We start from the raw sequence: 23,422 nt of genomic DNA, 5'->3' as shown, positions 1-23,422 counted from the left end.
CGGTGCAAAAGACACTATTTACCGGGTTAGGTTGAACATCCCTTTATTAACCTTGCGTCAATAAAGGCACTTGAAACGACACCTGCAAACTTCACCAGATACTATTGCTTATATAGTGTTGTTCGTCTGTGTTTGCGCAAACCAGACCAGCACTTTATTGACGGCTTCTTCAGCAGTTAATTCAGATGTATCCAGGATGATCGCGTCTGGCGCAGGCTTGAGCGGCGCTGTGGTGCGGGCACTGTCTCTCGCATCACGTTCCATCAAATCTTTTACCAAGTTTTCCATATTAGCAGAAATTCCCTTTTCAATCAATTGCTTATATCGCCGGCCCGCGCGCGCTTCAGCACTTGCTGTTAAGAAAACTTTCAGGCTGGCATCAGGAAAGATGACGGTTCCCATATCGCGTCCATCGGCTACCAGGCCAGGTGTATAGCGAAAAGCCACCTGCAAATCAACCAACGCCTGCCTGACGGCTGGCAAAACAGCAATGCGTGAGGCAGCAACACCCACTTCTTCAGCGCGCACTGCATCAGTCACATCATCGTCTTTCAGAAAAACATGCCCATGAACAAAGCGACAAGGCAAGGTTCTTGCCATGGTAGCAATTGTTGCTTCATCATCCAGGGAAATTTGCTGACGGGTTGCCATGAGGGCCGTCAGACGGTAGAGGGCACCAGAATCAAGGTAATGAAAACCCAGATGCTTGGCTACCCTGTGGGCAACAGTGCCTTTGCCGGACGCGGTGGGACCATCAATCGTAATTACGGGACTGCTTGCTGTCATAAATGAGGCTTATACCTTAAAACAGGTCTTGATGATTAATCTTGGCGAAAACCTCAAAATAATCAGGGAAGGTTTTTGCGACGCATTTTGGATCATTGATGCGCATAGTAGCACCACGGCGCGCGCGACCATCCAAACTTGCCAAAGAGAAACACATTGCCATGCGGTGATCGTCATAAGTATCAATAGTAGCAGGCAAAATCTGCTCGGGTGGCGTGACCGTCATATAGTCTGCGCCCTCTTCCACAATCGCCCCCAGTTTGCGCAATTCCGTCGCCATGGCAGACAGGCGATCCGTCTCCTTGACGCGCCAGCTGGCGATATTGCGCAGGGTCGTTGTGCCATTGGCATATAGCGCCGCTACCGCTATTGTCATGGCAGCGTCGGGGATATGGTTGAAATCCATGTCTATCGCTTGCAAGACGCCATTCGAAGTGGCTTCTATCCAGTTATCACCACGGGTGATGGTTGCCCCCATCTTTTCCAGCGCCTCGGCAAAACGCACATCACCCTGTATGCTGGATTTGCCCACACCTTCAACACGGATAGGGCCGCCAGCGATGGCACCTGCTGCCAGGAAATAAGAGGCTGAAGAAGCATCACCCTCGACATGGATGACACCAGGCGACACATAATGCTGGCCTTTGGTGACAGTGAATGCCTGCCAGCCATTACGCTCCACTGTCACACCAAATTTTTGCATGAGGTTAAGGGTGATTTCTATATAAGGCTTGGAAATCAGCTCACCGATCACCTCTATCGTTACATCATGCTCACGCGCCATCAAAGGTGCAGCCATCAGCAAGGCCGTGAGAAACTGGCTTGATACATTGCCTTTGACCTGCAAACGCTGGGCATGAATATGGCCACGACGTATATGCAAAGGCGGGTAACCAGGGTTGCCGGTATATTCTATCTGCGCACCGGCTTCATTCAATGCATCTACCAGGTCGCCAATAGGGCGTTCATGCATGCGGTGCACGCCGTGGATAGTATAGTCACCACCCAATACGGCCAATGCGCCAACCAGCGGGCGTATCGCAGTACCGGCATTGCCCATGAACAGGTCTGCTTGGTGTTTTGGGAAGTGGCCTTTGACACCCTCGACTGTGTAATTCTGGCTATCGCCATCCTGCTCCCAGTGCACACCCAATTGCGTCAGCGCGTTCAGCATGACCAGGGTGTCATCAGATGCCAGCAAATCCATGATCTGAGTCTTGCCTTCTGCCAGCGCCGCCAGCAAAAGGGTACGGTTGGAAATGCTTTTGGAGCCTGGCAATTTGACTGTACCCTGCACCTGCATGACAGGTTGCAGATCAAGATGATGCGGGTAATGTTTGCTTGCTTGTGTCATGGTCTTATTCAATGTTGAGTTTGTCGATGTGGGGACGAGCGTAGACCTGTCAATCCCCACCTTCGCGCTGCTGTTTTTCGGCTGCCTCAATGGCGCTGATCCAGTTATGGCGTGCACGCTGGGCATTGGCGTAAATACCCTCAATGCCAGCACTGTCGGCATCCACCAGATGCTGGCGCAAGACGGACAGACGGGCAGTGTAGGAATCCAGTTCCTGCAGCATTGCAGCACGGTTCGCCAGGCTGATGTCGCGCCACATTTCTGGTGATGAACCGGCAATGCGGGTAAAGTCGCGAAAGCCACTGGCAGCATACTGGAACAAGGTATCTGCATGCGGCTTGCGGGCGATATCATCGACCAGCGCATACGCCAGCAAATGCGGCAAATGGCTGACTGCCGCAAATACACCATCATGCGCAGCAGGTTCAAGATGATGGATGATGGCACCGCATTGCTGCCAGGCCCATGCCACCCTTGCCACATCCGCATCGCTATTTTCTGGCAGTCGGGTGATGACGGCTTTTTTACCGACATACAAATCTACCAGTGCTGCCTCAGGCCCATTCAATTCACGCCCGGCTATAGGATGTGCTGGCACAAATTGCGCGATCTTTTCGCCCAGACTGGCGCGTGCAGCGGCGACCACATCAGCCTTGGTACTGCCAGCATCCGTGACTATCGTATCGTGTTGCAAGTGAGGATAAATCGCCTTCAATATCGCGCCGGTTTGAGCGACGGGCGCAGCGATCAGCACCAGATCGCAGTTGCGCAATGCCTGTTCGGCATTCACGGCGATTTCATCGATAATGCCCAGTTGCTGCGCTTTTTCCAGCGAAGCCTGGCTGCGCCCTACCCCGACTATCTGCTCAACTGCCCCTGCTTTTTTCAAAGCCAGGGCAAATGAACCACCAATCAAACCTACACCAAAAATTGCTATGCGTTGAAAAGCTTTTTGCATCAGGCACTCACACTGTACAAGGGTAAGAACCCAGCACCTTGAAGAAGGCGGCCTTATCATTCAATTCAGCCATGGCGGCCTCTACCTTGGCGTCCATCACATGACCCTCTACGTCGACGTAGAAATAGTATTCCCAATTACCGGTACGTGCAGGACGTGACTCAAAGCGCGTCATCGACACGCCATGTTTTTCCAGTGGTGCCAGCAGGTTGTAGACAGCACCCGCCTTGTTCGGCGTCGCCAGCACGATGGAAGTCTGGTCCTTGCCGCTAGGAGTAGTACGCAAACGGCCAATGACGGCAAAACGAGTACGGTTATGCGGGTCATCCTGGATATGGGCAGAGACGATGCCAAGGTTGTACTGGTGACCGGCAATTTCACTGGCAATCGCCGCCACGGTATAGTCACCGCTGGCCATCCGTGCTGCCTCAGCATTTGATGCCACGGCATGTCTCTCCACATGCGGGAAATGCTGGTTCAACCATGCCTGGCATTGTGCCAAAGCTTGCGAGTGGGCGCAGATACGGCTGACGCCTTCCATATTGCCAGACTTGCTCATCAGGCTATGCTGTACAGGTATCGCCAATTCGCCACTGATGGCCAGACTGGTTTGCAAGAGCAAGTCGAGGGTACGATTGATCGCGCCTTCCGATGAATTCTCGATAGGCACGACACCAAAGTCTGCCGTGCCTGCTTCAGTAGCACGAAAAACTTCATCAATAGATACGCAAGGCAAAGGCTGGATGGCATGGCCAAACTGTTTATAGACAGCCTGCTCACTGAAGGTGCCAACCGGGCCAAGGAAAGCCACGACCACACGACGCTCCAGCGCACGGCAGGCCGACATGATTTCGCGGAAAATCAGTTGGATGTCGTCACTCAGCAAGGGTCCGGGATTGCGTTCAGCCACGCCGCGCAAGACTTGGGCTTCGCGCTCAGGACGAAATACCGGGGCATTGGTTTCTGCCTTGACATGGCCAACTTCTTCCGCCACGCGGGCGCGCTGGTTCAGTAAATCCAGGATTTGTGCATCGATGGCATCAATCTTGATGCGCAGGGGGAGTAATTTATTGTCGCTCATAATGACCTAAAAACCGTGTTTGACAGAGGTGGGCAGGCAGCAATACTGTAGCGCATGTGCCACGCCAGATATACTTTTTTCGCCGGGCTTTTGACCTGGTTCATCAGCGCTACGGTTTCCAGGTGATGGTGAGTACCATGCTCAGAAAGGGCTGACGATGAAAATAATTAATGGAGTCTGTCTCTAGTGAACTGTGACAGTCCACTAGTGCAATCAAAACAGACGCCCTATGTTTTAAGCCCAGGGCTTAAATATTCAAGCATGCTTGCTGGCAAACGCCTGCATAAAACTGATCAAAGCCTGTACGCCTTCTATAGGCATGGCGTTATAAATCGAAGCGCGCATGCCGCCTACTGATTTATGCCCTTTCAACTGCAAGAGCCCGCTTGCCTTGGCCTGGGCCAAAAACTCGGCATTGAGGCTTTCATTTTTCAGGAAAAACGGCACGTTCATACGTGAACGACTGCTTTTCTCTACGCGATTGGCATAAAAATCGGTGGAATCCAGATAGTCATACAACAGCGCCGCTTTGGCGATATTTTTTTGCTCCAGCGCAGCAACGCCGCCCTGACGTTTAATCCACTGAAACACCAGGCCGGCGATATAAATCGCATACGTCGGCGGGGTGTTATACATGGAATCATTTTCGGCAACGATAGTCCAGTTGAACGCCGAGGGGCAGCATGGCAAGGCATGGCCAAGTAAATCATCGCGTACGATGACCAGCGTCAAACCAGCAGGGCCTATGTTTTTTTGCGCGCCACCAAAAATCACACCGTATTTTGATACATCAATCACGCGCGACAAGATGTGCGAAGACATATCAGCAACGATAGGCGCACCACCTGTTTCCTGCGCCACATCCGGGGTGAACTGGTATTCAATCCCGTCTATGGTTTCATTGGTACACAGGTGTACATAGGCGGCATCTGGCGTCAGTTTCCAGCTATCGCGTGCCGGCACGGTGGTATAGCCTGTGGCTTCGCCAGAAGCAGCAATATTCACCTTGCCGTACTTTTGCGCTTCCTTGATGGATTTGGCCGTCCATGAACCGGTGTGCACAAAATCTGCCGTGGCTGGCTGGGGCTTGCGCCCCATCAGGTTCATCGGGACGATCGCATTTTCACCCAGGCCACCACCTTGCAGGAACAAGACCTTGTAATTGTCTGGCACCGCCAGCAATTCACGAAAATCAGCCAATGCCGTGGTAATGATGGACGTAAACTCCGGACCGCGATGACTCATTTCCATGACTGACATGCCACTGCCATGCCAATCCAGCATTTCAGCGGCGGCTTGCTGCAAAACTTCTTTCGGCAAGACCGCCGGTCCGGGGGCGAAATTGTAGATCGTTGTCGTACTCATATCAGTCATTACTCCGCTACGTCGGCTTCGGGTGCGCTACCTTCGCTGTCACTATTTGTTTCATCCGCATCAGTTTCGACAATACGTTGCAAGCCTGACAGTTTGGTACCGTCTTCCACTGCAATCAGGGTCACGCCCTGCGTTGCACGGCCCATTTCACGGATTTCAGAAACACGGGTACGTATCAACACACCACCTGTAGTAATGAGCATGATTTCGTCCGTGGTTTCTACCAGAGTAGCGGCCACAACCTTGCCATTACGTTCGGATGTCTGAATCGCGATCATGCCCTTGGTACCGCGGCCATGACGTGTGTATTCCGTAATTGGTGTACGTTTACCGAAGCCGTTTTCAGTTGCCGTCAACACGGATTGCTGTTCATTTTCAGCCACCAGCAAGGCAATAACCTGCTGGCCTTCATCCAGATTCATACCGCGCACACCACGGGCAGTACGGCCCATAGGACGGACATCATTTTCATCAAAGCGCACTGCCTTGCCGGAATCAGAGAACAACATGACATCATGTTTGCCATCGGTCAGTGCTGCACCGATGAGGAAATCGCCTTCATCCAGATCAACCGCAATAATGCCAGCCTTGCGCGGATTGCTGAAATCAGTCAAAGGTGTTTTCTTGACCGTGCCCAGGCTGGTAGCCATGAACACATAATGGTCTTCAGGGAAAGTACGGTTATCGCCAGACAAAGGCAGGATGACAGTGATTTTTTCACCGTCCTGCAATGGGAACATATTGACGATAGGCTTGCCGCGTGAAGTACGCGAGCCTTGTGGCACTTCCCATACTTTCAACCAGTACAAACGGCCACGGTTGCTGAAGCACAAGATGTAATCATGGGTATTGGCCACGAACAGTTGCTCGATCCAGTCATCATCCTTGGTCGCAGTGGCCTGCTTGCCTCGTCCACCACGTTTTTGTGCACGGTATTCTGAAAGCGGTTGCGATTTCATGTAACCGGTATGCGACAGGGTCACGACCATGTCTTGTGGCGTGATCAGGTCTTCGGTTTCGAGGTCCGTCGCGTTATGCGTGATTTCTGAACGACGTACGTCTTTATTGCCTTCGCCGTATTCATTGCGGGCCAGGGTCAATTCATCGGTAATGATGACGGTGACGCGCTCAGGCTTGGACAAGATGTCCAGCAAATCGGCGATCTCGGCCATGACGTCTTTGTATTCATTGACAATCTTGTCTTGTTCCAGGCCAGTCAGGCGTTGCAAACGCATTTGCAGGATTTCTTGCGCCTGATCGTCAGACAATTTATATAAGCCGTCTGGCTGTATGCCGTAATGCTTGGGCAGATTCTCTGGGCGGAAAGCATCGATGCCGCCTGAATTATCAGCCGCAGTACGCACCAGCATCTCGCGCACCATGGAGCTGTCCCAGGCGCGGGTCATCAACTCCTGTTTCGCAATCGGTGGTGTAGGCGCTGCCCTGATGATGGCAATGAAATCGTCAATATTTGCCAGCGCAACGGCCAAGCCTTCCAGTACGTGGCCGCGCTCACGTGCCTTGCGCAGTTCAAACAGGGTGCGGCGTGTCACCACTTCACGGCGGTGAGACAAGAAGCAGGACAGCATTTCCTTCAGGTTCAACAATTTAGGCTGGCCATTCATCAGGGCCACCATGTTCATGCCGAAGGTGTCTTGCAGCTGCGTCTGCTTGTACAAATTATTCAGAACCACATCAGGTACTTCGCCGCGCTTGAGTTCGATGACCACACGCATGCCCGACTTGTCGGATTCATCGCGGATATCAGAAATACCATCGAGCTTCTTGTCACGCACCAGCTCGGCGATACGTTCCAGCAAAGACTTCTTATTTACCTGGAAAGGCAGCTCATCAACGATCAGTGCCGTACGGTTTTCCTTGCCATATTCCTCAAAGTGCGTCTTGGCGCGCATGACGACGCGGCCACGGCCGGTGCGGTAACCATCGCGCACACCTGATACACCATAGATAATGCCGCCGGTAGGAAAGTCTGGCGCAGGAATGATCTCTATCAGTTCATCTATCGTACATTCCGGATTGCGCAAGACATGCAATGCACCATTGATGGTCTCGGTAATATTATGTGGCGGGATATTGGTCGCCATACCCACAGCAATACCTGATGAGCCATTGATCAGCAAATTCGGGATGCGGGTAGGCAGAACCGAAGGCTCTCTTTCCTTGCCATCATAGTTGGGAACAAAATCGACAGTTTCTTTTTCGATATCTGCCAGGATTTCATTAGCGATCTTGTCAAGGCGGCACTCGGTGTAACGCATAGCCGCGGCATTGTCGCCGTCGATGGAGCCGAAGTTGCCCTGACCGTCCACAAGGGTGTATCGCAGCGAAAAATCCTGCGCCATACGTACCAGCGTGTCGTAAATTGATGCATCGCCATGGGGATGATATTTACCCATAACTTCACCAACCACGCGCGCGCACTTCACGAATGGGCGGTTATACACATTATTCATTTCATGCATCGCGAACAAGACGCGACGATGCACAGGCTTTAAGCCATCACGTACGTCCGGCAAGGCTCGACCAACAATCACGCTCATCGCGTAATCGAGGTAGCTTTTGCGCATTTCTTCTTCAAGGGAAATCGGGAGTGTTTCTTTGGCGAATTGATCCATTGGCGGGCCGGCAAATTAGAGCTTGGTTAATTGGTAACGCCTGACCCATGACTATGACATCTTAAGCCTGGCGTTTAACTCTTGATTTTAGCATGCCTCGTTTGCTGAATTCCATTTATAGCAATTCAGACAGGCAAACTAAGCATGTATGACGGCGAAGGACGCCAGGATTTCCAAATAGTCAGCATACAAACAAAGAAAACATGCTGCACGGCAACTGTCGCCCAAATGACAGCCAGCTCGCAAAAATCTATGATTTAATCAAAAACATAAAAATAAACACCTCAAATCCCTCACGGAGACAACCATGTTAAAAAAATTGACAGCACTTTGCGTGCTCGCAGCATTTGCCTTGCCCGTCTCAACAGCCATTGCCCAGACCAGCACCAGTACATCGGCTCCAGCCTCAGCCGCACAAGGTGCAGAACCTGCTGTCACTACGCCGTCAGCAGCGCCAGCACCCGTTATTACAACAGTTACACCACCTGCACCGCCAAAACGTTGCGACTTTGCCGTTACCCTGCAAAGCGATGAAATTTTTGAACACCATAAATCTGTTCTCAACAGCAAAGGGAAGCAACTCATTGAAACAGAAGTGCTGGGCAAGCTGGCAAGTTGCGCCAAGATTGACCTGATCATTGTGTCTGGTCATACCGATTTGATCGGCAGTCACCCGCAAACCCAGAAATTATCTGAAAAACACGCCGATGCCGTGGTTGCTTACCTGACCAGCAAAGGTATCAACGCCCCCATGGACACTATGGGCATGGGTAAAACTCAGCAGATCAAGGCTTGTGATGACAAATTGCCAAAGAAAAAACTGGCAGAATGTCTGGCCCCAAATCGCAGGGTCGTCATAGAAGGCCGTGGTATGGCAAAATAGAGCCCGTGCAGGTTCATGCCTGCACCGGAGCAATCAAATCAGTTGATTTCTCTGAAGGAAGTGGTATTAGCTTGGCAAAGTTACACTTCGTTGTCAAAATGCGACATATTTAACCAACTGTAACTTTGCCGATTTAACAATTATCGTCCTATTATTGATGAGTATGGCAAAATGTCGGTAAATCACAGGGACCATGTTTGACGAAATAGTAATGTCATCATTGCCGTGTTAATATCAGGTTTTAATGCAGTAATTTGCGCAGTTCATCTGCGGTAATAATCTCACCCGAGAGGAGAAATATGAAAAATTTAGTTAAGCTCGTTATCGCAGCGTCCGTAGTTGCATCCTTTTCAGCTTCTGCCCAGCAAGACATCAAGGCAAACACACCATATAGCGCTTATGTGCAAGATGGTCGTGGCGTGATTGCCCGTGATCCGTTTGGCCTGTGCTGGCGCACTGGCTACTGGACACCTGCTGATGCAGTTCCAGGTTGCGACGCACCACTGGTACAACCAGTTCCACCGGCACCGCCTGCTCCACCAGCTCCAGAAGTAAAGCCAGCGCCACCAGCACCGGTTGCGCCACCAGCACCTACTTCTGAAAAAGTGACTTTCGCTGCTGATGCATTCTTTGATTTTGACAAAGCTGTTCTGAAACCAGAAGCGAAAGTCAAACTGGACGACATGGCATCCAAATTGAAATCCATCAATCTGGAAGTGGTAATCGCTGTTGGTCATACTGACTCTGTCGGTACTGAAGAATACAACCAAAAATTGTCTATTCGTCGTGCTGAAGCCGTCAAAGCTTACCTGGTAAGCAAAGGTATCGAAGCTAACCGTGTTTACACCGAAGGCAAAGGCAAAAAACAACCTGTTGCTGACAACAAAACAGCTGATGGCCGCGCTAAAAACCGTCGCGTTGAAATCGAAGTTGTTGGTACACGCAACCTGAAGTAATTAATTGGTAAGCAAGACTCCGGTTTTGCTGCTGATGAAAACCCCGCTACGGCGGGGTTTTTTATTTGTATCAAGAGAAAATCCGCTTTATACAATGGAGCCGCAAGTTTGCACTTCCTCAGTGCGGCTTGAGCTTGAATCGCCTACAATACGTCTTTTGCAGCTTATGCCATCTCACGGCATTTCCAAGTAAATACCATGTCCACACTCAACGCTGATCCCGCAGAAATTCAAAAATTTAGTGACCTCGCCCATCGCTGGTGGGATCCGACGTCTGAATTTCGCCCACTGCATGAAATCAACCCCCTGCGCCTGGAATGGATTAACCAGCGCGTACCACTGGCAGGCAAACAAATCATCGACGTGGGTTGCGGCGGCGGCATTTTGGCAGAATCAATGGCAAAAAAAGGCGCACAAGTCACTGGTATCGACCTGTCCGACAAGGCCTTGAAAGTCGCCGATTTGCATGGGCTGGAATCTGGTATTAGCGTACGCTATAAAAAAACCGCTGCCGAAGACATGGCGGAAGAAGAAGCCGGGCAATTTGATGTCGTTACCTGCATGGAAATGCTCGAACACGTACCTGACCCTGCATCCATCATCAAAGCCTGCGCAAAACTGGTTAAACCAGGTGGGCATGTCTTTTTTTCCACCCTGAACCGCAATCTGAAATCTTATTTGTTTGCCGTCATCGGGGCAGAATATCTGCTGCAATTGCTGCCCAAAGGCACGCACGACTATGCAAAATTTATCACTCCGGCTGAACTGTCACAAGACATACGCAATGCCGGGCTTGAATTACATGCGATGAAGGGTTTGAGTTATAACCCCCTTACCCAAATCTATGCACTGAATGCAGACACCAGCGTCAACTACATGGTCGCCTGCACCCGCCCGGCCTGAACTTGCAGAATTTGTTGCCGCACTTAGATAACCACGCCTGTCATCGACACAGCTGAATTACAGTTGAACTACAGTTGACGATGGCAGACAGTTTTTCGATCCCCCATATGCAAACACCTCAAGCAATACTCTTTGATCTGGACGGTACCCTCGCTGATACCGCCCCCGATCTGGCCGCTGCCGTCAATGTCATGCGCAGCAAGCGCCAACTGACCCCCGCCCATTACCAAAGCCTGCGACCACATGCATCCGCTGGTGCCAGAGGGCTTTTGGCCGCTGGCTTCAACATCACGCCAGAACACCCTGATTACATCGCCATGCGCGATGAATTTCTTGATCAGTATGAATCAGCCATCGCCGTACACAGCTGCCTGTTCAAAAGCGTACCCGATCTGCTCAAAGGCCTGGATTTTCTGGGTGTTAGCTGGGGCATCGTCACCAACAAAGCCATGCGCTTTACACGCCCGCTGATACCCTTGCTGGATTTGCAGGAAGCACGCTGCGTGGTAGCCGGCGACACTACGCCGCATGCCAAACCCCATCCTGCCCCGCTGCTGGAAGCCGCCCGTCAGTTAGGCATACGTTCAGAAAATTGCTGGTACGTCGGCGATGACCTGCGCGACATCCAGGCCGCCGAAGCCGCTGGCATGACCAGCATCGCCGCTGCCTGGGGCTATTGTGGCGCCACCGAACCGAAACACTGGAAAGCCGACGCCATCATCGACAGCCCGCTGGAATTGCTGGAATTGATACGCGCCAAACATTTACAGGCCGCAAACTCTTGAATACTGCGCAGCAGGCAGCATATGAGGTATACTAGCAATGCTTAGGGGTCGACCAGGTTTCGACAGGGGTTGCAAAGCAGCGCAGGGCATACCGAGGCCAGACTACCTCGTAAATACAATCTGAACTATATAACTGCAAACGATAACTCGTACGCATTAGCCGCTTAATACCGGCTAACCTTACACCACTTCGTCCATAGGGTGGGCTGGCAACAGCAGTAAGGACATTCATATGGAATCGTCTTGAGCCGGGTTACTTGACTCTCGATTAAATAATAGGTAACTCGTCCTGCCGCAGCGTGTGCGTCCGCGTCGTCAGGATTAAATCAAATGGCAGCACTAAGTATGTAGAACTGTCTGTAGAGTGCTTCTGGACGCGGGTTCGATTCCCGCCGACTCCACCAAAATAGAAAAGCCACCCGGCATCATCGGGTGGCTTTTGTATTTTGACGATCTGCAAAATTGAACCCGCGGGACGCGGGGATGAGTACGGACAGGTAACAGCGCCTGCGTGCTGTTACCTGCCTCACGAATCTGAGCAGCTTGCAAGCTGCAAAGTGGAGAGTGGGGAATTCGAGCCGCATGCGGCGAGCACACGAGCGACATAGCGCTTGCAAACGATATGGCTGAACAGGATGGCCGATTCCCGCCGACTCCACCAAAATACAAAAGCTACCCAATATAGTTTCGCACAACGGTTGGAAATTTTTCCAACCAGTCGTTACGCAATGCACCTACAACAATCACGCTAGTGCCCGGTTTCTCTACGGGCCTTCGCGGGCTCATCTTTGGTGGCACACTGTACCCACCTACAACTGCGGCACATTGCCCTTGGCTTTGTCTTGCTCGGCGCGTCGCTTCGCTTCGACGCCCGCAGCCTTGGCGTTGACAGCGCCAAGATCATGTGCCAGCCACGGGGCCGCCATGGAGACGGCGTAACTTTCGACCAAGCCCGAATTAGGGGCCGGGTACGCCGACACCATAATATTTAGTGCACAGTTGGGCGAAGGATTGAGCAACATCGCATTCACTACCGGGGCGCCGGGTATCAAATTTCCCTGGCATGGACTGTCGGTATTTGGCCCCTTGTCCCTCATGCTTAGTTTGCCGTTCATGTCGTAGCGCCACTGCGCTATCCCGAGAAAATCCCGACGCGTCGAGTTGTCGATTCCCTGTGCATCGAATTTAGCTGCGACCGAGCGCTGCAGTACGTCCGCTGGGATCGCTTTGTCTGACGGCAGGCTTGTAAAGGCGCGCAATACCATGAAGACAGTCCCCGCCTCGTTGTACAACAGAACGAACTGTTCTACGCTGGCGTAAGAGTTGCCAGGCCAGGTGGTTCGCACATCGGCCTCGACACCGTTGAAACTAGAACTCATCCACATTAGATCGGTATTTTTGAACTTGAAATTCGGATTGGCCTTGAGCGCAAGCCGACGTGCCTCATCGATGTGCATGCCAATCTTGATGCCGGCAATATCTGGCAATTTCAGCTTGGCGAGGACCGCGCTGACCTCGGTTGAATCGGGTCCTTCCGAGCTATTACGCGAAGGACGGTTACTCCTGCCCCCTGCGTTGCTGGACGGGGTCGACTTTCCGGAGTCTGCCGTGTCGCCACTTGCAGGTGTGGCAGCGGGTGTTTGATTCTGGGTCGCGATGTTGTCTTTGATGATCTTCTTCAGGTCAATTCGTGGACTAGCATGGGCAGCCAGCGGTGCCGCGAATGTCAGTACTGATATGAGCGTTGATACAACGTACTTCATGTGTGCTCCGTCAAAAGGAAGTTGGGAGGGTGCAGTCACCGCGCAGACGGCGAACGCACCCCCTCGCATTGAAACATGAACTTAATTTAATTTCAATATTACTGCCGTATATCACTTTCTATGATTAAACTAAATTGCCCCTGACTGGACGTGAAGCGCACGAGGCCATTATCTTGCACGATCAGCGCTCTCCTTGTGCGTTTGCTAGCTGAATTGACCCTGTCAGTTTGATCCACCTTCCACTTCCTGGCGGAGGCGGCCACCGGGTCATACGACCCTTCAAATCCCAGTTCTTTCAGATCGAGATGAAGCTGTTTTAAGCTTCGTCGCTGCTTACAATTCTTGCTAGCTTCGGTTTTAAGCCAGCTTGAAAGCTGTAACGCACATTTATCGATGGCACTTTTATCGATGGCGCTTGTTGTTTGTCGTTCCGCATAGGCTGGCTCTGTGACTTCAGAGCGCAGATAGCGTCGCGCGGATAGCGCCGGACTGTGTTGCTAGAGATGCCCAGTCGTCTGGCGATCTCCCGTAATGGGATCTGGTCACGAATGTGCCAGCGTCGAATAATACCTAGTAATGCCACGTCAATCACTCCTGCTCCCTACTCATCAAGATAAGTAGGATTGTGTGCTAAACGTGGGTCACAATAGATGCAATTTATCCAGCACTGGGGCAATTTTCAGTGCAAATCAGCAGTTAATACTTTAACAACAAAAGCGATGTTGTTGAAAATACACATTTTTTGCAAGTTAAGCCTCCTTTTTGTTTAAAAAACACTTAAAATATAGGCATGGTAAAAATGCAACCATAACATCTCCAACTTACCGGATTTCCCGCGCCATTCCATTCAGGAAGCCATCATGAAACTCCCCAAAATAAAATTCAAAATACGGCACGGTTTCCTGCTGCTCATTTTACTTTTCATCATTCCACCATTGTTCATCGTGCTGGCGCAGCATTGGGAAGTGTCAGACAGTGATCCTGACCGGGGTGCGGCCACCGTCAAACAGGATGTGTTTGGCGACAGCGCGGCCAAGATTGTTTATCTGGATCAGAACTGGAAGCCTGAGCAAAGCCTGTGGTTTTATACGACAACGCAGGGTTCCAATTTGCTGCCTTATGATTTTTTTCTGGTACTGGAACAGGCTGACAAGCCCGAGTTGTTTCGCAGTGATGAAAACATCAACCGCTATCGCTATCTGCCACAGAAAAAAACGTCGAGTAACCCGGATGCCTTGCCAGTGGGTTTTGTCAAAGACAATTACCTGAGTAAAAACTACATGGGTTTTACCTGTGCAGCCTGCCATACGGGGCAAATCAATTACAAGGGCACGGGCATGCGTATTGATGGTGGCCCGGCCAGTTCTGACATGGCCGGTTTTCTGAAAGGGCTGACCGATGCAATGATCGCCGTCAGGGATAAGCCGGATGTGCAAAAACGCTTTGTCCAGGCTGTCATGAAGCTTGGGGCCTATGGCAGTGAAGCCGATATCATCGCCGATATCAAAACCTATACGCTGCGTCTGATCAGCTATAACATCATCAACCATAGCCCTGTTGATTATGGTTATGCACGGCTGGATGCCTTTGGCCGTATCTATAACCGCACGCTGGAACACCTGCTCAATCGTCAGCAAATAGAAGAAGTGCTGAACAATGTGCTGACGGAAGAAGAAGTGAAAACAGCGCTGGCAGGCATAGGTCAGGACATTACTTCTGCAGATCGCGACAAGATCGTCGAAAGAGTTGCGACATCGGCCAAAAACATCGTCAAACTCAGACAGGAATTATTCATCAAGGCGGATGCACCGGTCAGTTACCCCTTCCTGTGGGATATTGCCCAGCATGATTATGTACAATGGAATGGCCTCGGCGGTAACGGCGGCCTTGGCCCACTGGGGCGTAACACCGGCGAAGTCATCGGTGTGTTTGGCTCGCTGGACTGGCATGAAGGCAAGCGCTTCTCCCTGACCTCGTTGATTACTGGTCAGGGCTGGACCAAGAAGGTCGTTGAATACGACAGCTCGGTCAATACCGAAAACCTGCGCCGCATAGAGACACAGTTAACTGAATTGCAGTCACCCAAATGGCCGGAACAGATTTTGGGCAAACTGGATCAGGTACGCATCAAGCGTGGTGAAAAGCTGTTTGATAAGTATTGCGTCAGTTGCCATGCCGAGATAGACCGCAGTTCACCACAACGCCGTGTGGTGGCGCATATGTCGAAGCTGGAAGAAGTCGGCACCGACCCGACCATGGCCGACAACAGTATCAAATACGAAGGGTATTCTGGCATCCTGCGCAATCAATATGTGGGTGCCGGTGTGGGCGATGTGCTGCTCGATAAAAAAGCCCCGATTGCCGCCTTGCTGACCAAGGCCACCCTCGGTGTTGTCACGACACCAGATGCAGACAAGGGCTTCATACGCCGCTGGGCAGAATGGCTGCACAATATCATCCAGGCCCAGTTTGGTAATGAGATCCATGATTCCAACAAGCACGGCAATTACAACCCCGATACCACCATGACGCCCTATTCTTCGCTACAGGCCTACAAAGGGCGTTCGCTGAATGGTATCTGGGCGACCGGGCCTTACTTGCATAACGGCTCTGTGCCGACCTTGTATGATTTGCTGCTGCCAGCAAGCTGCGCGGCAGACCAGAAAGATGCAGAGTGCCGCCCTGAAAAATTCCTGGTAGGCTCGCGTGAATTTGATGCCGAAAAAGTGGGCTTGAGAAGTACGGGCTATGAAGGTTTTACCTTCGACACCAGGTTGAATGGCAATCGCAATTTTGGTCATGAATATGGAACGAAAGCACCAGTGAAACCAGGTGATTTACCGATGCTGACCAAAGAAGACCGGCTGGATTTGCTGGAATATCTGAAAGCCCAATAAGCCTGAAACTATCTGCAAGCCGTCATTGCCCATGGTAATGACGGCTTTTTCTTTCATGCTTACAGCCGCAGATAATCAGCCAATGCAAACGCCTGTCGTCGCACCGGCAAGCAATTCTGGTTGCCATAGCACTTGCAGCTCAGCCGCGGGCGTGCCGTTGAGCAGCGCCAGCAGCATTTCGCTCATCTTGCTACCCGCGTCACGGGCGCGGGGCTGGTCTATGGTGGTGACGTTGTAGCCGACCAGGGTATCTTCCATGCTGCCCCAGACGATGACAGAAATTTCCTTGCCTATTTCCACATCGGCATCCATCAACGCCCGCATGGCACCAACGCCCGACAAATGGTTATCGACGATGATGGCGCTGGGCCTGGGTGAACTGGCCAGCAATTGTTGCACAGCCAGATAACCGCTACGCCGGTCTATGGCGTCTGCGACCAGGTGACGGGTATCGATCGCCAGCCCGGCTTCGCTCATGGCATTGATGAAGCTGTCGCGCCTTTGTCTGGCAAAATTCATTTCCAGCGGCGCGCTGATGAGGCTGATACGCTGATGCCCCAGCGACAGCAGGCGGCTTACCGCCAGCTTGATGCCTGCTTCATTATCATAATCAAACCAGGCGTAAGGACGGTCCAGCTGGGTGCGGCCATGGGCAATGAAGGGAAAGCCTTGCCTTGACAGATAAGCGATGCGCGGGTCTTGCACCAGGGTGCGGCTGACGATCAGGCCGTCAACACGGCGGCCTTTGACCATTTGTTCGTACGATGGTAATTCATTCGCTGGCGACACAGGAGCAATCATCAAATTCATCTTGCGCGCTTCCAGCGCTTCAGCCATGCCGCCCACCACGCCCAAAAACATGGGGTCACCCAGATCAGATGGCAGCAAGGGATAGATCAGGCCAAACACATTGGTACGCCCTACAGCCAGGCTGCGTGCCATGGGGTTGGCTTCATAACCAAATTGACGTGCAGCAGCCATGACTTTTTGCCGCGTCGCCTCACCCACTTCCGGGTAACCGTTGAGTGCGCGGCTGACAGTGGTTTTGGACATGCCCAGGTTGGCGGCAAGTTCCTTCAGGGTCATGGGCATGGTGACGAAAGCATGGGTAGGCGTGTTTATCTCAGGTGAATGCAGGATTATAACCGCGACATCTGTTCACATCGCGGGATTGACCTGCCCGGCTTCACCCAGGCCATCTATCGCACGTTTGAAAAAGAACAGTGCCAGCAAAATGCAGCTTAAGGGCAGCAGGGATAAATAAAATGCTGTCTGGCCATTCATGGCACCGAAAACATAGCCGGTAATCATCGAACCTGTCGTGCCACCCAGGGCAGAAAACAGGACCAGCAAACCTGTCATGGCAGAATGCTGGCGTTGTGGCAGCGAACTCAGCATCACAGAATTGATGCCGGGATAAATCGGTGCCATGAACAGACCTATCAAAGGGAAGATAAAAGCGGCCAGCGGTGCACTGCTCCAGCGCAGGTCTGGATTGGCAACAATATTATGCGTGAGCGGCAATGTCAGCAAAACCAGTGCAGCCATGCTGACCAAACACACATTCAACACCACATACCAGCTTAGCTTGCGCATGATGGCCCCTGCCCCCAGCCGGCCGATTGCCAGGCAGGCGGCAAAGATGCTGGTTGCCTGCACGCTCATGGCGACTGGCATTTTCAGTATCTCATTATTAAAGGTCGGCAACCATGTGCCTATACCCTGCTCCAGCAGGACGTATAAAAAAGCCGAGATGATGTACATACAGACGAGGGGACGCGTCATTAGTTTTAACATACCGGCAAAATCGTTGAGCAAGCTGCCACCCTGAGGGGGGCGCTGACTTCCATGTTCTTCAAAACGGGTACTGGCAACCAGCACAAAGCTGAGCGCGCACAAGGCGGAAAGCCACCAGTAAACCTTTAGCCACACTGGTGACGTGGGGTTGTCGGCATCAATGAAATAACCGAATATCCAGTAGCCACTTAAAACGCCTACCATGAAAAAACCTTCTAGCAGGTTCATCAGGCTGGCATGCTGTTTTCTGTCTGTGCTGATCAGTCCAAGTGTGGAATAGACGGATACCTTGACCAGTGCAAATGCCACACCCACGCTCAGGAACAGGAGTTTGGTCATCAAGAAACCAGGCAGCAAAGGCATTGCCATGGTGCTCAAAGTGACGATGGCCAGCCCAATCAGCATCGCATATTTATAACCTATGCGCGGCAAGAATGAAGCTACTGCAAATGACACGATGATGATGGGAATATCCTTAAAGCCCTCAAGCACACTGGCTGATGATTTCTCTATGCCATAGGATTTAATGACCTGCAAAATAACCGTGCCTACGCTATTGAGTAATATCGCAAAAACAAAATAAAGCAAAAACAGGGCTAATATAATCCGCCGTTTATTCATACTGTCTCCGTAAGGTTTTAATTTTTATTATTTTTGTGTTTGTTTTTATATGACTGCCTGAACTACATCACTGCATAAGCTGCCTGTCACTGCATACAACTGATACTACAAGTCTCTTTTAAGATAATCATGTAAATTAAATTCATGCAGGCCAGCGATAACGACATTGGCCTCTGTCAGCACGGTAGGGCTGCCTATGCCCAGGGCAAACATATGGGCAGATCTGATCGCACGTATGCCTGCAATCGAGTCTTCAACGCCAAGGCAGTCTTGTGGATCTACACCCAGATGTGCAGCCGCCGTCAAAAAGATTTCAGGATGCGGCTTGCTATGGGTGATGAATGCAGCATCTGCCACGGCATCAAACTGCTGACTGATGCCCAGTTTTTCTATCACGGCCTGGGCATTTTTACTGACAGAAGCCAAGGCCGTTTTTAGTCCAGCATCACGTATTGCCTGCAAAGCCAGTGCTGCACCTGGCAGCAAATCATCCGGGCTGATGTGGGCGATCAGTTGCTGATAATGCAGGTTCTTTTTTACCGCCAGGTCGAGTTTTTCATCTTCTGTAAAGTGTTTTCCTGAAGCGGCAAGTATCAGGTTCAACGAGCCCATCCTGTCTACACCTTTCAGTTGCTCGTTGACCGTCTCATCAAAGAAGGCCCCCACTTCATCGGCTATTTGTTTCCATGCGAGGTAGTGATAGTGCGCGGTGTCAGTCAAGACACCATCCAGGTCAAAAATCACGGCACGATAAGGGTATTTAAGCATGATCAAGTTCCTTGTCGTGCAAGGCCACGCAGATGCGGGCTTGCTCAGATGTCAGAGTCAATAATTGGCTTCGGTGTTGCAAAACCAGTGATGTACCTTTCAGCAATCGGTATTCAACTGTTTCGGGTTTGACTTGTACCTGCAATAACTGTCCCTGAAAATGCACATGAAACTGGTAATCCTGCCATTGCTGTGGCAATACTGGCGCAAAAGATGGCATGCCATTTTTAACCCGCATGCCGGCAAAGCCATAGGCAATACCTAGCCAGGTACCGGCCATTGCTGCGGTATGCACACCGTAATGCGTGTTGGCATGGGTGTTATCAATATCCAGACGTGCGGTTTGCATGAAGTAGTCATACGCTTTTTCTGCATAACCCACTTCAGCGGCAATAATGCTGAAGATACAGGTCGACAAAGAAGAGTCATGCGTGGTGACAGTTTCATAAAAATCAAAATCACGGCGCTTGTCAGCGATATCGAATTGTTCGCTCAATAGCAGGAGTGCCAACACGACATCGGCCTGCTTGCAGACCTGGTGGCGATAAATCACCAGCGGATGGTAATTGAGCAGCAAGGGGTAATTTTCTTTTGGCGTATTTTTAAAATCCCAGGGCTTCTTGGACAGGAAACTATCATCCTGTTCATGAATCTGGCGCTCGCTGTCATAAGGCAAAAACATGCTGTCGGCAGCCAGTTGCCATTCTGCTACTTCCACCTCGGTCAATTCAATTGCAGCGGCAATGCGTGCAAAGTCTTGCCCATGCTGCTCACGCAATTGCTGCACGATGTTTGCGGCAAAACGTAAATGCATTTGCGCCATCGCATTGGTGTAATAGTTGTTGTTGACTTGTGCTGTATATTCGTCAGGACCGGTCACTTCGTTGATGCAGAAAGACTTATCCTTGCGGCCAGCCATGTGCGCGTAGTTACCCAGCCCCATCCACAGACGTGCTGTTTCCAGAACGATTTCAGCACCCTGCTGCAACAGGAAATCAATGTCACCGGTCGCTTCCATATACAGCTTGATGGAATAGGCGATATCAGCGTTGATATGGTATTGCGCCGTACCAGCCGGGAAGTAGGCAGAGCACTCTTCCCCCGCAATGGTACGCCACGGGTAAAGCGCGCCGCTGGCATGCGACATCTGCCTGGCACGCTTGCGCGCCTGCGGCAGGTATTGATAACGGTATTCGAGTAATTTTTTGGCGATTTCAGGCTTGTTATACAAAAAGAAGGGAAAGATGTAAATTTCGGTATCCCAGAAATAATGTCCTTCATAACCTTCGCCTGTCAGCCCCTTGGCTGCGATATTGGTCTTGCCGTCACGCCCCGCCGATTGCAGCAAGTGGAACATATTGAAATGTATACCCTGCTGCAAGGCTTCATCGCCAGATATCTGTACATCAGCTTGCGCCCAAAAATCTGCCAGATACATTTCCTGTGTTTTTGCCAGCGCAGCAAAGCCTGTTTGCCTTGCCTGTGTGAGTACCTGCTGGCTCTGCGCGGGCAAATCAGCTTCGGCAAAATCACGTGAAGAATGGTAGCTGCAAAATTTATCCAGGCGTATAAGCCCACCCTGCTGTGCAGTGATATTGAAATGCTGTTCCAGACGTTCTGCCTGCTGGTTGCAGCTGCTAGAGATTGCACCATCCACCTGCAAATGATTCAGCATGGCTGTTACCAGACACAGTTTGCTATTGTGTGTTGTATGCAGCAAGGCAGAAAAATCTTCAGACTGAAACAAGCCAAGCTGCGCCAGTGTGGGGCCACTGACTGCGGAGCCTACACGGGGGTCATCACCCGCAGTGATATTTTTTACCGCACCGTCGATAGCCGACACGATGCGAATTTGCCCGCTGAAATTCAGAGGCGTCACTTCATACGAAATAACAAACAGGTGCTTGTTGTCAAAGCAAACCATGCGCTTGCTGTCAACACGGATTTTTTTCCCTTTGGGTGACAGCCAGACTAGCGTACGCGTCAGCAAACCGGTACGAAAGTCCAGATGGCGCTGATAGACTTCCAGGCTGCCTTGTTGCAAATCAAATTCTTCGTCTTCCACCCACAGTTGTATGCATTTGGCATCTGGTACGTTCAACATGAACTGGTTGGTGCGCGCCAGGCCATAGGCGTTTTCTGGGTACTGAATGGCTTCAGATTCATAGAAACCATTCAGGTAACTGCCATTGAGCGACGTGCCTGACGGCCCTTTATAGGATTCTTCCTGGCAGCCACGCAAACCGATATAGCCGTTGCCAAGCGCGAACAAGGTTTCACTGAGAAAGTTGTTGCTGTTATCAAAACTGTTTTCGCTGATACGCCAGGTCTCCAGCGGGTATTTATGATGCAGGGCATCTGTTTTACGCACGATTGTGTCCTTGTTCTTTATTTATTTGCGGGACTGGTTTTTCTGAATAAATGTAAAAAATTCAGTATTTATTCTTTATTTTTCTATTCAAACCGGTTTGGATTCGAAATTGATTTTATTTAAACCGGTTTGAAAAGTCAATCAAGGAAATAAATTATTTGATAATCGTCGAAAAAGAGGGGCAGACGGCATACGCAAGCTGGACTTGCCTATGGACCTCAATAGGGGGCAGCTATAGTGAGGTAGAAAAAGGAAAGCAGACAGCAATGTTTGCCCATCATTAAGGTGACAAGCTCAGCTAACGCAAGCTTCAGGTCTGGCGCACCACGAGCAGGGTCTGCAAGACTTCTGATTCAACCGCCTCGTTATTGATCAGCGCCAAAATCTTCTTGGCGAGCAAGACGCCGCCATCGCGCAGGTATTGATGCACGCTGGTCAAAGGGGGGACAAAGCTGGCAGCACCCGGCGTATCGTCATAGCCAATGACAGACACCTGTTCAGGCACCGCCAGATTGTTTTCATTGAGCGCGCGGATAGCGCCCATGGCCAATAAATCGCTGGCGGCAAACACGGCATCAAAACTCTTATCTTTTTTCTTGAGATAGGCCGACATGCAATCAAAACCGGCTTCAAAGGTAAATGCCTTGGGGTGCAAGATGCTGACTGCGTGCTGTTGCTCACCCAGTGCATCCATGAAGCCGGCACAGCGCTCCTGTATCTCGGCGTGATTGATATCACCCAAAAACAAAAGCTTCTTGCGGCCTTGCTGGATAAAGCGCCCGGCCACGCTGGCCCCGCCTTTGCGATTATCGCTGCCCACTACAATACCAGGTTGATTTGCGTCCGGCGCGCCCCAGATCACCATCGGCAATCCGGAACGCTGTAAATGCCGTACGGCTTCGCCATGTGAGCCCTGCCCCAAGAGTATCAGGCCATCAGCGCCCTGCACTGGTGGCGTATCTATCAACTGCATGGAAGTCAGTACGACACTATAACCGGCTGTTGTCAGTTCCTGGGTAATGCCGCCTAATAATTCCAGCGGGTAAGGGTCAGACATGGGTCTGTCACTGGCTGGCGTCATCTCCACGACCACAGCCACAGAGTGACTGCGGCGCAGGCGTAAATTTCTGGCACTGACATTGAAACGGTAACCTTGTTCTTCAGCGATCTTGCGGATTTTTTCGCGGGTTTCTTCTGTTACCAAAGGGCTGTTCCTGAGCGCACGGGACACAGTGATGGTGGATACACCGGCAATACCTGCCAGATGTTCCATCGTTACCCCTGATTCAGAATTGGCAATACCCTTCTTTTTAGCTGACATGCAATGCTCTTGTGCGTTTCAATTTAAGGTGTGAAGTTTAAGCCCGAATTTGTTATCCGAAGTATACATCTCGGTGCTCAACAAATTCTGATAAATATACCTGCCCGTACCCGGCAGAATGCAAGCCGCATTATGACAGAGCTTGTTTGGACACGGTGCATCCCGACG

General features: G+C 51.2%; 17 protein-coding genes and 1 other RNA gene. 6 read left to right on the top strand and 12 right to left on the bottom strand.

The window, feature by feature from the left end:
• Positions 1 to 108: 108 nt before the first annotated feature.
• The 6 genes from cmk to gyrA form a co-directional block, all read right to left on the bottom strand.
• Entirely contained in the window at positions 109 to 786 is a 678-nt protein-coding gene (gene cmk / locus ACO0LH_RS19130) for a (d)CMP kinase (protein ID WP_422942730.1), read from the bottom strand.
• Between the two features lie 16 nt (positions 787 to 802).
• Positions 803 to 2,140, bottom strand: a complete 1,338-nt coding sequence (gene aroA, locus ACO0LH_RS19125; protein WP_422942729.1) for a 3-phosphoshikimate 1-carboxyvinyltransferase — start codon at positions 2,138 to 2,140, stop codon at positions 803 to 805.
• Positions 2,141 to 2,189: 49 nt separating this feature from the next.
• Positions 2,190 to 3,098 (bottom strand): prephenate dehydrogenase, encoded by a 909-nt coding sequence (locus ACO0LH_RS19120; protein WP_422942728.1) that lies wholly within the window; start codon positions 3,096 to 3,098, stop codon positions 2,190 to 2,192.
• Between the two features lie 7 nt (positions 3,099 to 3,105).
• On the bottom strand, positions 3,106 to 4,179 hold the full coding sequence (gene pheA / locus ACO0LH_RS19115) for a prephenate dehydratase (protein ID WP_422942727.1): 1,074 nt from the start codon (positions 4,177 to 4,179) through the stop codon (positions 3,106 to 3,108).
• A 255-nt stretch (positions 4,180 to 4,434) separates the two neighbouring features.
• Entirely contained in the window at positions 4,435 to 5,544 is a 1,110-nt protein-coding gene (gene serC / locus ACO0LH_RS19110; RefSeq protein ID WP_422942726.1) for a 3-phosphoserine/phosphohydroxythreonine transaminase, read from the bottom strand.
• Between the two features lie 8 nt (positions 5,545 to 5,552).
• A complete protein-coding gene (gene gyrA / locus ACO0LH_RS19105) occupies positions 5,553 to 8,189 on the bottom strand; it encodes a DNA gyrase subunit A (RefSeq protein ID WP_422942725.1) in 2,637 nt (878 codons plus the stop codon).
• A gap of 307 nt (positions 8,190 to 8,496) precedes the next feature.
• On the opposite strand from gyrA, the gene ACO0LH_RS19100 reads away from it, so the two are divergent.
• The 5 genes from ACO0LH_RS19100 to ssrA all read left to right on the top strand — a co-directional run bounded on the left by ACO0LH_RS19100 (position 8,497) and on the right by ssrA (position 12,120).
• The gene (locus ACO0LH_RS19100; RefSeq protein WP_422942724.1) at positions 8,497 to 9,072 is read left to right on the top strand and encodes an OmpA family protein; all 576 of its coding nucleotides are present in this window, start codon (positions 8,497 to 8,499) and stop codon (positions 9,070 to 9,072) included.
• A 299-nt stretch (positions 9,073 to 9,371) separates the two neighbouring features.
• A complete protein-coding gene (ompA, locus tag ACO0LH_RS19095; RefSeq protein ID WP_422942723.1) occupies positions 9,372 to 10,028 on the top strand; it encodes an outer membrane protein OmpA in 657 nt (218 codons plus the stop codon).
• Between the two features lie 198 nt (positions 10,029 to 10,226).
• Positions 10,227 to 10,931, top strand: a complete 705-nt coding sequence (gene ubiG, locus ACO0LH_RS19090; RefSeq protein WP_422942722.1) for a bifunctional 2-polyprenyl-6-hydroxyphenol methylase/3-demethylubiquinol 3-O-methyltransferase UbiG — start codon at positions 10,227 to 10,229, stop codon at positions 10,929 to 10,931.
• 107 nt (positions 10,932 to 11,038) lie between these two features.
• Positions 11,039 to 11,716: an HAD family hydrolase gene (locus tag ACO0LH_RS19085; protein WP_422942721.1), complete on the top strand. Its 678-nt coding sequence runs from the start codon at positions 11,039 to 11,041 to the stop codon at positions 11,714 to 11,716.
• A gap of 44 nt (positions 11,717 to 11,760) precedes the next feature.
• Positions 11,761 to 12,120, top strand: a transfer-messenger RNA (tmRNA) gene (gene ssrA / locus ACO0LH_RS19080).
• 405 nt (positions 12,121 to 12,525) lie between these two features.
• Here ssrA and ACO0LH_RS19075 read toward each other — a convergent pair.
• Positions 12,526 to 13,479 carry a hypothetical protein gene (locus tag ACO0LH_RS19075; RefSeq protein WP_422942720.1) on the bottom strand — a complete coding sequence of 318 codons (954 nt, stop codon included), beginning with the start codon at positions 13,477 to 13,479 and terminating at the stop codon, positions 12,526 to 12,528.
• An 860-nt stretch (positions 13,480 to 14,339) separates the two neighbouring features.
• Here ACO0LH_RS19075 and ACO0LH_RS19070 point away from each other — a divergent pair.
• Complete coding sequence (locus ACO0LH_RS19070) at positions 14,340 to 16,376, top strand: di-heme-cytochrome C peroxidase (RefSeq protein WP_422942719.1); 2,037 nt, start codon at positions 14,340 to 14,342, stop codon at positions 16,374 to 16,376.
• Positions 16,377 to 16,451: 75 nt separating this feature from the next.
• Here the strand turns inward: ACO0LH_RS19070 and ACO0LH_RS19065 are convergent, their stop codons facing one another.
• The 5 genes from ACO0LH_RS19065 to ACO0LH_RS19045 form a co-directional block, all read right to left on the bottom strand.
• Positions 16,452 to 17,462 carry a substrate-binding domain-containing protein gene (locus ACO0LH_RS19065; RefSeq protein ID WP_422942868.1) on the bottom strand — a complete coding sequence of 337 codons (1,011 nt, stop codon included), beginning with the start codon at positions 17,460 to 17,462 and terminating at the stop codon, positions 16,452 to 16,454.
• A gap of 72 nt (positions 17,463 to 17,534) precedes the next feature.
• Positions 17,535 to 18,794 (bottom strand): MFS transporter, encoded by a 1,260-nt coding sequence (locus ACO0LH_RS19060; RefSeq protein ID WP_422942718.1) that lies wholly within the window; start codon positions 18,792 to 18,794, stop codon positions 17,535 to 17,537.
• Positions 18,795 to 18,899: 105 nt separating this feature from the next.
• Positions 18,900 to 19,562 (bottom strand): beta-phosphoglucomutase, encoded by a 663-nt coding sequence (gene pgmB / locus ACO0LH_RS19055; protein WP_422942717.1) that lies wholly within the window; start codon positions 19,560 to 19,562, stop codon positions 18,900 to 18,902.
• A complete protein-coding gene (locus ACO0LH_RS19050; RefSeq protein WP_422942716.1) occupies positions 19,555 to 21,933 on the bottom strand; it encodes a glycoside hydrolase family 65 protein in 2,379 nt (792 codons plus the stop codon). Before ACO0LH_RS19050 ends, pgmB begins: the two co-directional genes overlap by 8 nt.
• Before the next feature lie 310 nt (positions 21,934 to 22,243).
• A complete protein-coding gene (locus ACO0LH_RS19045; RefSeq protein WP_422942715.1) occupies positions 22,244 to 23,254 on the bottom strand; it encodes a LacI family DNA-binding transcriptional regulator in 1,011 nt (336 codons plus the stop codon).
• Positions 23,255 to 23,422: the final 168 nt, after the last annotated feature.

This window comes from Undibacterium sp. TJN19 (assembly GCF_049339485.1).
GTDB lineage: Bacteria > Pseudomonadota > Gammaproteobacteria > Burkholderiales > Burkholderiaceae_D > Undibacterium.
Note: the sequence above shows the minus strand (reverse complement) of the source record. Positions and strands in the feature narration are given on the sequence as shown.

Bases quoted from the DNA above. Each gene is read 5' to 3' on its own strand.
- ubiG (WP_422942722.1), top strand. From the start codon at position 10,227: ATGTCCACACTCAACGCTGATCCCGCAGAAATTCAAAAATTTAGTGAC.
- serC (WP_422942726.1), bottom strand. From the start codon at position 5,544: ATGAGTACGACAACGATCTACAATTTCGCCCCCGGACCGGCGGTCTTG.
- ACO0LH_RS19085 (WP_422942721.1), top strand. From the start codon at position 11,039: ATGCAAACACCTCAAGCAATACTCTTTGATCTGGACGGTACCCTCGCT.
- aroA (WP_422942729.1), bottom strand. From the start codon at position 2,140: ATGACACAAGCAAGCAAACATTACCCGCATCATCTTGATCTGCAACCT.
- ACO0LH_RS19060 (WP_422942718.1), bottom strand. From the start codon at position 18,794: ATGAATAAACGGCGGATTATATTAGCCCTGTTTTTGCTTTATTTTGTT.
- gyrA (WP_422942725.1), bottom strand. From the start codon at position 8,189: ATGGATCAATTCGCCAAAGAAACACTCCCGATTTCCCTTGAAGAAGAA.
- ACO0LH_RS19070 (WP_422942719.1), top strand. From the start codon at position 14,340: ATGAAACTCCCCAAAATAAAATTCAAAATACGGCACGGTTTCCTGCTG.
- ACO0LH_RS19120 (WP_422942728.1), bottom strand. From the start codon at position 3,098: ATGCAAAAAGCTTTTCAACGCATAGCAATTTTTGGTGTAGGTTTGATT.
- cmk (WP_422942730.1), bottom strand. From the start codon at position 786: ATGACAGCAAGCAGTCCCGTAATTACGATTGATGGTCCCACCGCGTCC.
- ompA (WP_422942723.1), top strand. From the start codon at position 9,372: ATGAAAAATTTAGTTAAGCTCGTTATCGCAGCGTCCGTAGTTGCATCC.
- pgmB (WP_422942717.1), bottom strand. From the start codon at position 19,562: ATGCTTAAATACCCTTATCGTGCCGTGATTTTTGACCTGGATGGTGTC.
- ACO0LH_RS19075 (WP_422942720.1), bottom strand. From the start codon at position 13,479: ATGAAGTACGTTGTATCAACGCTCATATCAGTACTGACATTCGCGGCA.
- ACO0LH_RS19100 (WP_422942724.1), top strand. From the start codon at position 8,497: ATGTTAAAAAAATTGACAGCACTTTGCGTGCTCGCAGCATTTGCCTTG.
- pheA (WP_422942727.1), bottom strand. From the start codon at position 4,179: ATGAGCGACAATAAATTACTCCCCCTGCGCATCAAGATTGATGCCATC.
- ACO0LH_RS19065 (WP_422942868.1), bottom strand. From the start codon at position 17,462: ATGACCCTGAAGGAACTTGCCGCCAACCTGGGCATGTCCAAAACCACT.
- ACO0LH_RS19045 (WP_422942715.1), bottom strand. From the start codon at position 23,254: ATGTCAGCTAAAAAGAAGGGTATTGCCAATTCTGAATCAGGGGTAACG.